This is a genomic window from Nitratidesulfovibrio liaohensis (assembly GCF_011682075.1).
Classification (GTDB): domain Bacteria; phylum Desulfobacterota; class Desulfovibrionia; order Desulfovibrionales; family Desulfovibrionaceae; genus Cupidesulfovibrio; species Cupidesulfovibrio liaohensis.
This window is the reverse complement of sequence record NZ_VSMK01000796.1, coordinates 1-12,308: the sequence shown is the minus strand read 5'-3', so window position 1 is coordinate 12,308 and position 12,308 is coordinate 1. Positions and strand designations below refer to the sequence as shown.

Sequence of the window (12,308 nt, the reverse complement as noted above, 5' to 3'; positions counted from 1 at the left end):
GAATGCGGCGAGCAGGTCGGGGGTGGCGTCGGTGGAGCCGTCGTCCACGGCCAGCACCTCGAAGTCCGCGCCGGTTTGCGCCAGCAGGCTTTCCAGCGTGGCGGGCAGGGTGGCGGCGGCGTTCCAGACGGGCAGCACGACGCTGATGGCGGGGCAGGGCTGGGTCATGGCGGCGCGGGTTGGGGGTGGAGGGGAGGGCGGCTAGTGGTTGCGCGGACACGCTGCTTACGGAATCCGCGCGTTGCGGTCGTCATCCGTAAGGCTCTCAAGCTCGCCTAACGGCTGTCGCCTTTTGCCGCCGTGCGGCGTTGAATCAAGTTTTTTGATGCTCACGTACATGAGTACAGCGCTGCTTTCGCCATCCGTAAGGCTCGCGCGTTGCGCTCGCCTAACGGCTGCCGATCTGCGCTCAAAAAGCTTGATTCGCCTTGCACGGCGGGCAAAACTCGTAATTCCTTGCATCCTGTCCGCACCAGCCCCCGCGACGGAAAGACCGTCGCGGGAACAAGGAAGAAAGGCAATTGGCAGGAGGGCGGAAGTGGACGTGGATTTCAGGAGCGATGGAGCTGAAAAACGGGGAAGGAAACGGATGCTCCTTCCCCGTTTATGTCTCCGCTATTCTGTCCGTTCCGTGTTGTCCGCCCCGTCCGTCCCCTCCGCCCCGACGGGCTTATCGCGCAGGGCGTCACGGATGCGGCACACCCCGCACACCTCGTTGGAAGTGGGGTAGCCGCAGCGGGTGCAGCCGCTCAGGTCCACGCCGTCCTCGTTGTCGGCGCGGGCGAACACCGGGCGGCCCCGTTCCAGAAAGCCCTGATAGAAGTCCAGTTTGCGACCGGGCATTTCTTCTTCAAGGTCGGTCCACAGCTTCTTGTAGAAGGTGAAGCTGGCCCCGCCGGAGTATGGGCAGGGGGCGTAGTGGTGTTCGATGCCCATGAGGAAGGCGTAGTTGGCGGTCTCGAATTCCGAAAGCCGCCACAGGGGCTTCACCTTGCGGGCAAAGCCGCCGTCGGCGGCCAGGTCCGGCCCCTGGTCGCTCAGGTAGGCCACGTCCCAGCGCAGGGTGTTGCTGAACAGCCGGGCGATTTCGTCGTCCAGGTTGTGGCCGGTGGCCAGCACGGTGAAGTTTTCGTCCAGCGCGGTCTTGTTGAAGAAATAGCGCTTGATCTTGCCGCAGGCCGAACACACCGGGCGGTTCAGCCGGGCCTTCACGTCGGGAATGGCCAGCCCTTCGGCTCCCATTTCCTTCACGATCAGGTTCAGGCCGTGCTTTTCGCAGAAGCGTTCCACCACCCCGCGTGCGGCGGGCGAGGAACCGGGAATGGCCAGGTCGATGTGCAGGCCGGTCACGTCGTAGCCCAGCCGCGAAAGTTCCAGCATCAGGCTCAGCGAATCCTTGCCGCCGGACAGGGCGACCAGGATGCGGTCGTCATGGGTGAACAGCTTGCGTTCCTTGATGCCGCGCTCCACCTGCCGGGTGAAGAACAGCAGGAAGCATTCGGCGCAGAAGCCGGTATGATGGCTGGGCAGGGAGACGACGGCCGTCTCCTTGCAGCGTTTGCATTTCATGGCGTGTGATCCTTTGGGGGTTGCGGTGCGTGCGGTGCCCATGGTGAAAGGCGCCGGCCACAGCAGGGGACTAGGAAACATCGCAAACGGCGGGATTGTGTTCTCTGGCAAGGAAGACGAAGCCAGAGGGCAAAAGCGCGCCGTTTGCTACCCACTTGAAGTGACAATGCGGATCAACAGCTCATCATCCGGCAGCACTTCGCGGTCGGGGGTCAGCAGGCCGCCGTCGCGCACCACAATGGCCGTGGTGGGGCGGATGCCCAGCTTGCGCAGCACCTGCAGCACGGTTTTCTCGCGCGGCATGGTCAGCAGCTGTTCCTTGGGCTGCAGGCGCACCGTGATGGTGCGCGGGGCGAACGTGCGGCGTTCGCCGGGGGTGGCTTCCGGGGTGTGTTCCATGGTTCCGTCTTTGGTGAAGGTTCGGGGGAGGGGCGCGGCCGCAACGTTTTCCACGGCGGCGCCCGGGCCGCGTACCGGAAGCGCACCATACCCGTTTGTGTCTTGATGACAAGGTGCGGCGGTGCGGGGTTCCGGCGGCGGGGCCTGGTGCGGGACTCGGTCGGCGGGCGCGCGATCCCCATCACCCTTCGGGGGTGAAGATGCCGCGCCGCCGGTGCGGGTTGCTTGTCTTCACTGCGTGCCTGTACTATTCTTGGCAAAGGTCCGGGGACAGCCCGCCGCCCGCGAGTGCGTGGGGGCACACTGCCTGTGCTCCCCGCTTCCCAGTGTTCGTAGTGGTACGGCGCGGCGCCCGGCAGCCCGTGCCCCGTCATCCCCCCAGTGTCCCGAGCCTTCGGAGGTGAACCATGTCGGCCAAGAAGATTCTTGTCGTGGACGATGAAAAGCACATCCGCATGCTGTATCAGGAAGAACTGGAGAGCGAAGGCTACACCGTGGCCGTGTCCGACGGGCGCGAACCCATCCTCGAAGTGGTGGCCCGCGAAAAGCCTCTGGTGGTGGTGCTGGACATCAAGCTGGGGCCGGATCTTTCGGGTCTGGACCTGCTGCAGGAAATCCGCCGGGGCGAACCCGCCCTGCCGGTCATCCTGTCCACGGCCTACGATTCCTTCCAGCACGACCTGAAGTCGGTGGTGGCGGACTACTATGTGGTCAAGTCCGTGGACCTCACGGAACTGAAGGCCAAGGTGGCGCTGGCCATCGAAAAACGAGCGTAGCGCCCCTCTTCTCCTTCCCTTCCTCTTTTTCGCCAGCACCAGCCGGTGGCGCGCAACCGCCCCGCATTCTTCGCGCAGATGGCATGCCCCTTGCTTTTACCCTGTGGGGCGGGTCTCGGCTTGCGCGATATTGCGCAATAGCCGCGCCGTGCAGCCGTCACGCGGATTGCGTGCCGCGTGCGCCTGCCCGCGCTGCACGGCACGGCCCGCCCCGCTTCAGAGCCTGCATGTCGGCGCGCCGTGTCCAATGGCCTGACGTGCGGGGTGCATCATGCGCGCCGTCTGCGCGATTGCGTGTCGCGTTGCCGTGGCTGCCCGCTCCGTCAGCGGCACGACTGTTCCATGTCTGCACCGCCCGGTGCCAACCCCAGAGGTGCCCATGCCGGACTCCCTGTTCCCCGTCGGCCGTCGCGTCGCGCTGAACCGGCTCATCTACATGGGCATCCTGGTGGCGTCGGTGCTGCCGCTGGTACTGATCCTGGGGGTCATGAACCTGCACCTCGGGGTGTCCTTTCGCGAGATGGTCTTCGGCCAGGCGCGCGAAATTGCCGACCGGCACAGCCAGAAGATCGACGATTTCCTGCACGAACGGCTTGCCAGCGTGCAGATGCTGGTAGAGGCGCAGGGCGCGGGTCTGCTGGACCCGGCCAACCTGAATCGCAAGCTGGCAGCCATGCGCAGCGCCTATGGCGGCGTGTACGTGGACCTGGGTATGGTGGACGATGCGGGCATCCAGCGGGTGTACGCTGGCCCACACCGCCTTGAAGGCACCGACTATTCGCACGAGAACTGGTTCTTGCAGGCCGGCGCGCGCGACGTGTTCATCAGCGACGTGTTCATGGGGGTGCGCAAGTCGCCCCATTTCATAGTGGCCGTGAAGCTGATGGTGGACGGCAGGGCGTGGATTCTGCGGTCCACCATCGATTTCGCCAGCTTCGTCTCGCTGGTGGAGGACGTGCGCGTGGGGGCAACGGGCCAGGCCTGCATCATCAACCGGGCCGGCGCGTTCCAGACCTCCGGGGGGCGTCATTCGGCGGGCGATGGTGCGCAACTGGCGGGATTCGCCCGTCGGGTGTTCGGCGGCGGCATCGCGGGCATGGATCAGGACCGCGCCTTCGAGGAAGGCGACATGGTCTACGCCATGTCGCGCCTGAAGGGCGGCGACTGGATACTGGTGTTCCAGCAATCCTCGCGCGAGGCGTTGCAGGGCCTGCACGCGGCCCAGCGCACCCTGTTCCTGGTGCTGGGGCTGGCCTCCATCGCGGTGCTGGTGCTGGGCATGTTCCTTGCCCAGCGCATCATCGAGCGCATCGACGGGCTGGAGCGTGAAATGGCCGCCCTCAATGCCCAGGTGGTGGAGGCGGGCAAACTGTCGGCCCTGGGCGAGATGGCGGCGGGCATCGCCCACGAGATCAACAACCCCGTGGCCATCATGATGGAAGAGGCGGGCTGGATAGAGGACGTGCTGGGCGAACTGCAGGAGCAGGACGCCGTGCGCGAGATAGGAGACAGCGCCCGCCAGATCCGCACCCAGGGGGTGCGCTGCCGCGACATCACCCACAAGCTGCTCAGCTTCGCCCGCCGCTCCGACCGCGAGGTGCACGCCGTGGACATCAATGCCATGGTCACCGAGATGGTGGAACTTTCCGGCCAGAAGGCCCGCACTGTCAGCGTGCACGTGGTGGTGGCCATGGCAGAGGGGCTGCCGCCGGTGGCCGCATCGCCCTCCGAGTTGCAGCAGGTGTTCCTGAATCTGTTCAACAACGCCTTCGACGCCATGGAAGGTTCCGGCGGCACCCTGAAGGTGGCCACCCTGATGAGCGACAACGGCATGGTGGCCGTGAACGTGGCCGACACCGGCCCCGGCATGCCGGAAGCCATCCTGCAGCGCATCTACGACCCGTTCTTCACCACCAAGCCGGTGGGCAAGGGCACGGGTCTTGGCCTGTCCATCTGCTACGGCATCATCAACAAGATGGGCGGCGAGATAAAGGTGAGCAGCATCGTGGGGGTGGGCACCACCTTTCAGGTGCTGCTGCCGCCGTTCGACCCTGCCGTGCACGCGGCGCAGGCCGCTCAGGGAACCGGATTGCTGGCGGGCGGTGGACGCCTGACCTCGGCCTGCCCGGCTCCGAACCCACCGGCCGCAGCGTCCGCACCCCCCGGCACGACGCCCCCCGACGGGGGCAGCAAGGATACATGATGAGCGAGACCCACTCCAACACCTCTTCGCCTGGTTCGCCTTCCGATGCGGCAACCGGCTCCGGGCCCGGCGGTGCCGCGGCCCCCATCCGGCTGCTGCTGGTGGACGACGAGGCGGGCTTCATCAGGGTGATGCAGAAGCGCCTGTCCCGGCGCGGCTACGTGGTGGATACCGCGGGCAGCGGCGCCGAGGCCCTGCGCACCCTGCGCGGCGCCGCCTATGATGCGGCGGTGTTCGACCTGAAGATGGACGACATGGACGGCTTCGAACTGCTGCGCGTTGTGCGGCGCATGGCGCCTGAAATGGCCGTGATCATGCTGACCGGCCACGGCGGCGCGGAGGAAGCCCGAGAGGGGATGCGCCTTGGCGCGGCAGGGTACCTGCTGAAGCCGTGCGAGATGGAGGAACTGGTCTGCGCCATAGAGCGGGCGCTGGGGCGCGGCGCGCCGGCGTAGCCACCACGCGCAGGGCCCGCCTGGCATGCCCCGGCATCCGCCCGCCGTACCATCCCGGGCTTGCTGCATCCGTATCCAAGGTGCTGCCGGGGCCGCCGTCCACGACGGTTTGTACTGACGGGACTGCCGCCAGTGCCGCCACCGCCTCAACGGGCGCAAGGCCCGCGAAGCCGCAGGCCCCTTGCCCTGCCCCCGCCTTCGTGGTAGCCGCAGGGGTCATGTTCGATACCGATCTTGCCGTCAACATCAAGCGACTGGCCGTCGCCTTCGTGCCCATGCTGCTCGGCATGGTCTGTCACGAGGTGGCGCACGGCTGGGCCGCATGGAAGCGCGGCGACCCCACGGCCAAGATGCTGGGGCGGCTGACCCTGAATCCGCTGCCGCATCTGGACGTGATGGGCTCGCTGCTGTTCGTGTTCACCGCCCTCACCAGTCCGTTCATCCTAGGCTGGGCCAAGCCCGTGCCGGTCAATACCCGGTATTTCCGGTCGCCCCGGCGCGACATGGCGCTGGTCTCGTTTGCCGGTCCGCTGGCCAACATCGTGGTGGCCGTGGGCTTTGCCGTGGCCTATCGCCTGCTTACCCTCGCCATGCCCATCTCGCAGTGGGAGGGCAACGGCGTGTACGATTTCTTCCTGAACATGTGCGCCGTGGGCGTGTGGGTGAACTTCACCCTGGCGTGGTTCAACCTGACACCCATCCCGCCGCTGGACGGCAGCAACATCCTGGCCGGATTCCTGCCGCGCAAGCTGGCGTGGCATTATTACCGGCTGGAACGCTACGGGCTGATCCTGGTGGTCATCCTGCTGGCCACGGGCATGTTGTTCAAGGTGGTCTGGCCGCTGGTGCAGATGTCCGTCGACCTTGTCTCGACCATCGTGGGCATTCGCTAGCCCCACCTCGGCCCGCCAGTCCTGGCCCGCGCCGGTGCGGTATGCAACGCCCGGCGCGCCTGTTTTGCGCAATTCCGCATGGCGCCCGGCCTCGTCGCCGCGCACCACGCTTCGACATCCCATTCCCTTCCGGAGGATCGACAGATCATGACCACCCCCGACAAGCGCACCGTTTCCGGCATGCGGCCCACCGGGCCGCTGCACCTTGGCCACTACTTCGGCGTGCTGAAGAACTGGGTCGAGATGCAGCATGAAATGGAGGCGTTCTTCTTCGTGGCCGACTGGCATGCCCTGACCAGCGACTACGCCGACCCTTCGCGCATCCGCGAGTTCGTGCCCGAACTGGTCACCGACTGGGTTGCCGCGGGCCTCGATCCGGAAAAGTGCGTGATGTTCCAGCAGTCGCACATCAAGGAACACGCGGAACTGCACCTCATCCTGTCCATGATCACCCCGGTGAGCTGGCTGGAACGCAACCCCACCTACAAGGAACAGAAGCAGGAAGTGGTCAACAAGGACCTCGGCAACTACGGGTTCCTCGGCTACCCGGTGCTGATGGCCTCCGACATCCTGATCTACCACCCCAAGTGGGTGCCCGTGGGCCAGGATCAGCTGCCCCACCTGGAGCTGACCCGCGAAATCGCGCGCCGCTTCAACTTCCTGTACGGCGACTATTTTCCCGAGCCGGAAGCGCGCCTGACCCCGGCAGCCAAGTGTCCCGGCCTTGATGGCCGCAAGATGTCCAAAAGCTACGGCAACGCCATCTACCTGCGCGACACCATGGAGGAAATCGCCCCCAAGGTGCGCGGCATGTTCACCGACACCAACCGCCTGCGCAAGAGCGACCCCGGCAACCCCGACGTGTGCAACCTGTTCCCCTACCACGAGCTGATGGCCAGCCCGGAACAGCAGGCCGAAATCCGTCAGGGCTGCACATCCGCCTCGCTGGGCTGCGTGGACTGCAAGAAGATATTCCTCGAAAACCTGGGCGCCTTCCTGGGGCCGCTGCACGAGCGCCGCGCCGCCCTGCTGGCCAACCCCAAGGGCATTCAGGACATCCTGGATGCCGGGGATGCCCGTGCCCGCGCCGAGGCCTCGCGGATCATGGCCGGTGTCCGCGACCGACTCAACTTCTAGCCTGCCCGAGGGCGACGCACGCCGCTGCAAGGCGGGGCGCGTCGCCCGGTGCCGCGTTGCGCGGGCAAACGCCTTCCTTGACGTAGCGCTGCTACGCCTGCGTCGGCGTTTACCCGTGCGCCTTGCCCCGAACGATGCGTCCGCCTTTCGCATGGCGTGCGACGCCCTCGGGCAGGCCGTGCGGAGAGGGCTTGCTCGCTTTGAGTGGGCAGACTCTAGAATTGTTTGATGGTGAGGGTAGCCAGGTACCCTTTGGCTTTTTTGACGACCGCGCCGGACATCCGACGCACTGCCAAGCGAGGCGAAGATGACCGGCGAGACGAACAAGTGTAGCGGATGCGGCCCGACTGGTGCGGAAGTCGCGCAGGGCGACGAGACCCAGGCCTTTCTGGAAAGCCTGCCGGAACTGCATGCGGGTCAGACGTTTCAGTTTGCCTGCCATCCGGGCGTGCGCTGCTTCAACGCCTGCTGTTCCGACCTGAACATGCCGCTCACACCGTACGACATGCTGCGGTTGCGCCGCAATCTGGGCATGGGCAGCGAGGAGTTCATCAACACCCATGCCCGCGTGGGCCAGTATCCGGATACCGGCTTTCCCGCCCTGTTCCTGCGCATGAGCGACCACCCGCTGAAGTTGTGCCCGTTCGTCAGCGATGCCGGGTGCACCGTGTACCCCGACCGTTCCGGGGCCTGCCGCACCTATCCGCTGGGCCGCGCCACGAAGGAAGACGAGGCGGGCAACGTGGTGGAGCAGTTCTTCGTGGTGCGCGAGGAACACTGTAGGGGCTTCGACGAGTCCGGGGAATGGTCCAGTGGCACCTGGCTGGCCGATCAGGGACTGGAGCCGTACAATGCCTCCAACGACCGCTACATGCGCCTCATGGCGCGCTGCAAGCGCCAGGGCGCGGCCATCAGCCCCAAGCAGGCCACCATGGTGTTGCTGGCCTGCTACCAGTTGGACCGTTTCGTCGATTTCATCCGGGGCGTGAAGCTGTTCGACCGGCTGGACATTGATGCGACCCGCCAGCAGCAGGTGCTGGACGACGAGGAAGCCCGCCTCGATTTTGCCTACGACTGGGCGGAACTGGTGCTGTTCGGCGATTGCGCGGCGTTGCGCATGAAGGGATAGCGGCAACGTTGCGCCACATGCCGTCGATCCTGGACGGACGGTATTCTGCCAGGCCGCGCTTTCGCGTCATGTTCAATGTTCAACCAATGTCCAATGTCCGCCCGACCATGTTTCCCGCATGCCTGGCGGTAACCGGAGCCAGCCATGGACGCATCCCAGCCTGACCTGATGCACCCCGCCGTGGTGACCCGCGCCGCACTGCCCGGCCTGCTGGCGCCCCGCCGCGCCGCCGGACAGCGGGTGGTGTTCACCAACGGCTGCTACGACATCCTGCACCCCGGCCACGTGGACCTGCTGGCCCGCGCCCGGGCCGAAGGCGACCTGCTGGTGCTGGGCCTGAACTCCGATGCCTCCGTGCGCCGCCAGGGCAAGGGGGCCGACCGCCCGGTGAATCCCTTCGCGGTGCGGGCCTACGTGCTGGCCCACCTGGCAAGCGTGGACTACGTGGTGGAGTTCGACGAGGACACGCCCCACGCACTCATCGCGGAAGTCCAGCCCGATGTGCTGGTGAAGGGTGGCGACTGGCCCGTGGACCGCATCGTGGGTCGCGACATCGTACAGGCCCGCGGCGGGCGGGTGCTCAGCCTGCCCCTGCTGCCCGGCTTTTCCACCACCGGCCTCGTCCGGCGCATTCGGGCCGGTCTGTCGGCGGGTGAGCACGGATAGCCCGCAGCATATTTTTTGGGGTGTGTGCGGAAGGACGCTTGCGCGTCGAGGATTGCGCTGTACGCAAAACATCCCGGTATTCCATGGGAATGCCGGGATGTTTTGTTTTTGCGCAAAGGTTTCGCGCAGACGTTATCGCGCGGCGTGCATTTTGCGTGATTAATTTGCGTCTGCCGTGCTCAATGATACCGACCATTCAGGAAATTATCCGCAAAGCGTTGCACCGCCGCTTCGTCCACCATCAGCATGTCCATCTGCCGGGTGACGATGAGCAGCCGCCCCAGTTGCACCAGCCGCTCGGCGATCTGCGGGGCCGCGAATTTCTGGAAGCGGGCGGTGACCATGTCGCCGCGCACTTCCACATGAAACCCCAGGGCCTCCAGGATAATGCCTATGCAGCGCACCCTGCGGTTCTTGCGCGTCTCGTCCGCCGCGCCGCCCTTGAACTGGAAGGTGATGTAGTTCTTGTTCATGGTCTGGCCGCAGTAGGCATCGAGAACGCCGTAGTGATAGCCCACGCGTGAACTGAAATTCAGGTACTTGTCGGACACCAGTGCATAGCTGCGGTCTCCGAAGCGCTGGCCATGCATGGTGGGCGGCTCGATCATGTGTCGGCTCATGACGGACAGAAAGCCGCTCATGTCCACCGGGCGCGGTTCGCGGTGATGCACGGCCGGGTCCAGCATGCCTTCAAGCAGGGCCTTGAACGGTGCGGAAACCGCCTGTTCCGGGCTTACGTAGGGGCCGTCCACCTCGACCAGCCCCCCGCCCAGGTCGATGACGTGCAGGTCCAACGGCACAGGAGCCTTCATTTCCACAGCCACGGCCCCGGCATCGGACACCGTGTCCGACAGCCGGAACATGTGGGCATAGGAGAGTTCGTGCACGAAGCGCATCACGTCGTGGATGGTGCGGCACGCGTCGGGGGTGAAATTGTCCGCCTTGGGGTCGTGCAGGTTGAGGGGAGAGATCAGCGCGGCCACCTGCTTGAGCAGGTTGTGGATGGGCGTGTCGCGCAGGCACACGGCGCGTTCCTCGCGCAGGGGCAGCAGTTCCTCCACCCGGCCCTGGTAGACCCGGCAGGAGAAGGCGTCCACGGTTACCTGCGTGCCCACGGGCAGCGTGCCCATGGCCCCCGGCGCGTTGACGATGGTGGGCACGCCGAATTCACGCGCCAGGGATGCCATGTGCCCGGTGATGCTGCCCGCCTCGGCCACGATGGCCTGGGCGCGCTGCATGACCAGCACGTAGGATGGAGACGAGTGCGTGGCAACCAGTATGCCCCCTTCGGGGAACAGGGCCAGTTCCTCCGCGTTGGCGGGCTGCACCACCGGCCCGCAGCCCACGCCGGGGCAGGCGGGCTCGCCGCCGTGCAGCAGCACCGGGTAGCCTTCGATGAGCGGGGTGGTGCGCGCTTCACCGCGTGGGGTGGTGGTCAGCGGGCGGGCCTGGAGCAGCAACAGCCGCCCAGCAGGGTCCAGCGCCCATTCCACGTCCTGGGGCACGCCGTAGTGCGCCTCCACCTGCATGCCGATGCGGGCCAGTTCTTCGGCCTGGGCGTCGGTCAGGCAGGGGGTGTCGCGTTGGGGCTCGGGCACGTCTTCCTCACGCAGGCGTCCATCGTCGCCAGGGGTAAGGCGGTGCGTCTTGCAGACCACGTTGCGCGATAGCGGGCGTGGGGCCTCCTCGCGGCTGAACAGCCAGGTGTCCGGCTCCATCTCCCCGTCCACCACGGCGGCGCCCAGCCCCCATGCGGCGTTGATGACCATGGAATCGGACAGCAGATCCACCGGGTGGCGAGTGAACAGCACCCCGGCGGCCACGGAATCGACCATTTCCATGCAGGCCACGGCCATGGCGCTGGCGTCCAGGGTGATGCCCTGATGCAGGCGGTACACGATGGCCTGGGGCATGAACAGGCTGGCCACCACCCGCTTCCACGCATCCACCACGCCGTCGCGGCTCACGTTGAGCACCGACAGATACTGCCCGGCGAAGGAAACGTGGCTGTCCTCGCTGAGCGCGCTGGAGCGCACGGCCAGACGCAACGTGGCGCCTCTTTCCCCGGCGTCGGCGTCGGACCCGAATGCCTCGTCGCAGGCGGCGCGCAGGGCGTCCACCACGTCCGGCGGCACGGTGGCGGCGACGAACAGGGCCTGGATGTCGTCGGCCACGTCCAGCACGCTTTCCGGGTCCTGTGGGTCCACATCGCGCAAGCTTTTGCGTATTTCGCCCATCAGTCCGTCATGTTCCATGAAGGCGTAGTAGGCGCGGGTGGTTATTGCAAAGCCTCGGGGCACCGGCACCCCCACGCGCGAGGTCAGTTCGCCGAGGTTGGCGCACTTGCCCCCCACCCAGTCCACCATATCGCCGTTGATGGCGGCAAAGGGCAGGGCGTAGGCCTCCACCGTGGCCTGGGGGCGGCTTTCCATCAACTCGGTGATTTCGGCGTTGATGCGTTCCACCACCCCGGGCAGGGACGGGTACGCATCGCCCGAGATGGCATTGAGGGCGGAGGCCATGCGCATGGCGTGGAACACCGACCGCGTGGCCTGCGAACGCAGCCAGGTGGCCCCGAACAGGGTGCACCCCGCGATCTTCTCGTCCATGTCCGCGAGAATGCGCGCAAGCTCGGCGTTGGAGTCCAGCAGGTCCTTGAAGTGCGCGTAGCGGGCGCGGAACACCCGCATGACCCGCTCGCGCGATTCGGCATCCACGGCGGGCCTGCGGCCGAACAGCCAGCGCAGGCGTTCCAGCAGTGATACGGGCGGCGGTGCGGCGAGCATGGGTTACCTCCGTGGCGGTACCGGCACGCCGCCTTCCGTCAGTACGTACCGGGTGGCGGGCCCCTTGCCCACCTTGCGGATGAAGCCCTTGCGCACCATGTCCTGCAGGTCGTACTGCGCGGTGCGCACGGGTATCTCGTTGCCCACTATGTCCTGATACTGGGTGCGGGTGATGCCGCCGTTGCGGCTGATGAATTCCCAGGCGGCGCGCTGGCGCGGGTTCAGCGTGGAGAGCGGCGGCGTGCCCGCTCCGTCCTGCCCGTTGCGCGCCTGGCGCCCGTTGCCGGGTGCGCCC

Annotated in this window: 11 protein-coding genes and 1 pseudogene; 7 read left to right on the top strand and 5 right to left on the bottom strand. The window is 66.3% G+C overall.

What is annotated here, in order from left to right; genetic code table 11:
* The 3 genes from FVW27_RS19340 to FVW27_RS19330 form a co-directional block, all read right to left on the bottom strand.
* A partial coding sequence (locus FVW27_RS19340) for a glycosyltransferase family 2 protein (RefSeq protein WP_167128435.1) occupies positions 1–168 on the bottom strand: 168 nt, incomplete at its 3' end.
* 447 nt (positions 169–615) lie between these two features.
* Positions 616–1,569 carry a PP-loop family protein gene (locus FVW27_RS19335; protein WP_167128432.1) on the bottom strand — a complete coding sequence of 318 codons (954 nt, stop codon included), beginning with the start codon at positions 1,567–1,569 and terminating at the stop codon, positions 616–618.
* A 147-nt stretch (positions 1,570–1,716) separates the two neighbouring features.
* Entirely contained in the window at positions 1,717–1,968 is a 252-nt protein-coding gene (locus FVW27_RS19330) for a ubiquitin family protein (protein ID WP_015945965.1), read from the bottom strand.
* Positions 1,969–2,375: 407 nt separating this feature from the next.
* Between FVW27_RS19330 and FVW27_RS19325 the strand changes: the two genes are divergently transcribed.
* From FVW27_RS19325 to rfaE2, 7 genes are all read left to right on the top strand, one after another.
* A complete protein-coding gene (locus tag FVW27_RS19325) occupies positions 2,376–2,744 on the top strand; it encodes a response regulator (RefSeq protein WP_167128429.1) in 369 nt (122 codons plus the stop codon).
* Positions 2,745–3,123: 379 nt separating this feature from the next.
* Entirely contained in the window at positions 3,124–4,947 is a 1,824-nt protein-coding gene (locus FVW27_RS19320; RefSeq protein ID WP_167128426.1) for a sensor histidine kinase, read from the top strand.
* Positions 4,947–5,402 carry a response regulator gene (locus FVW27_RS19315; RefSeq protein ID WP_208294892.1) on the top strand — a complete coding sequence of 152 codons (456 nt, stop codon included), beginning with the start codon at positions 4,947–4,949 and terminating at the stop codon, positions 5,400–5,402. The genes FVW27_RS19320 and FVW27_RS19315 overlap by 1 nt, the downstream gene beginning before the upstream one ends.
* Before the next feature lie 218 nt (positions 5,403–5,620).
* The gene (locus tag FVW27_RS19310; protein ID WP_167128423.1) at positions 5,621–6,295 is read left to right on the top strand and encodes a site-2 protease family protein; all 675 of its coding nucleotides are present in this window, start codon (positions 5,621–5,623) and stop codon (positions 6,293–6,295) included.
* A 147-nt stretch (positions 6,296–6,442) separates the two neighbouring features.
* Positions 6,443–7,432 carry a tryptophan--tRNA ligase gene (gene trpS / locus FVW27_RS19305; protein ID WP_167128420.1) on the top strand — a complete coding sequence of 330 codons (990 nt, stop codon included), beginning with the start codon at positions 6,443–6,445 and terminating at the stop codon, positions 7,430–7,432.
* Between the two features lie 307 nt (positions 7,433–7,739).
* The gene (locus tag FVW27_RS19300) at positions 7,740–8,561 is read left to right on the top strand and encodes a YkgJ family cysteine cluster protein (protein ID WP_208294891.1); all 822 of its coding nucleotides are present in this window, start codon (positions 7,740–7,742) and stop codon (positions 8,559–8,561) included.
* A 144-nt stretch (positions 8,562–8,705) separates the two neighbouring features.
* Positions 8,706–9,227, top strand: coding sequence for a D-glycero-beta-D-manno-heptose 1-phosphate adenylyltransferase (rfaE2, locus tag FVW27_RS19295; protein WP_167128413.1), 522 nt, complete (start codon positions 8,706–8,708; stop codon positions 9,225–9,227).
* A gap of 179 nt (positions 9,228–9,406) precedes the next feature.
* On the opposite strand, the gene FVW27_RS19290 is transcribed toward rfaE2, so the two are convergent.
* The gene (locus FVW27_RS19290) at positions 9,407–12,013 is read right to left on the bottom strand and encodes a PEP/pyruvate-binding domain-containing protein (RefSeq protein WP_208294890.1); all 2,607 of its coding nucleotides are present in this window, start codon (positions 12,011–12,013) and stop codon (positions 9,407–9,409) included.
* Between the two features lie 3 nt (positions 12,014–12,016).
* Positions 12,017–12,308: pseudogene (locus FVW27_RS19285) on the bottom strand (sigma 54-interacting transcriptional regulator); the annotation flags it as partial.

Excerpts from the sequence above, each read along its gene's own strand:
- FVW27_RS19290 (WP_208294890.1), bottom strand. The coding sequence starts at position 12,013 with ATGCTCGCCGCACCGCCGCCCGTATCACTGCTGGAACGCCTGCGCTGG.
- trpS (WP_167128420.1), top strand. The coding sequence starts at position 6,443 with ATGACCACCCCCGACAAGCGCACCGTTTCCGGCATGCGGCCCACCGGG.
- FVW27_RS19325 (WP_167128429.1), top strand. The coding sequence starts at position 2,376 with ATGTCGGCCAAGAAGATTCTTGTCGTGGACGATGAAAAGCACATCCGC.
- rfaE2 (WP_167128413.1), top strand. The coding sequence starts at position 8,706 with ATGGACGCATCCCAGCCTGACCTGATGCACCCCGCCGTGGTGACCCGC.
- FVW27_RS19315 (WP_208294892.1), top strand. The coding sequence starts at position 4,947 with ATGAGCGAGACCCACTCCAACACCTCTTCGCCTGGTTCGCCTTCCGAT.
- FVW27_RS19310 (WP_167128423.1), top strand. The coding sequence starts at position 5,621 with ATGTTCGATACCGATCTTGCCGTCAACATCAAGCGACTGGCCGTCGCC.
- FVW27_RS19330 (WP_015945965.1), bottom strand. The coding sequence starts at position 1,968 with ATGGAACACACCCCGGAAGCCACCCCCGGCGAACGCCGCACGTTCGCC.
- FVW27_RS19320 (WP_167128426.1), top strand. The coding sequence starts at position 3,124 with ATGCCGGACTCCCTGTTCCCCGTCGGCCGTCGCGTCGCGCTGAACCGG.
- FVW27_RS19300 (WP_208294891.1), top strand. The coding sequence starts at position 7,740 with ATGACCGGCGAGACGAACAAGTGTAGCGGATGCGGCCCGACTGGTGCG.
- FVW27_RS19335 (WP_167128432.1), bottom strand. The coding sequence starts at position 1,569 with ATGAAATGCAAACGCTGCAAGGAGACGGCCGTCGTCTCCCTGCCCAGC.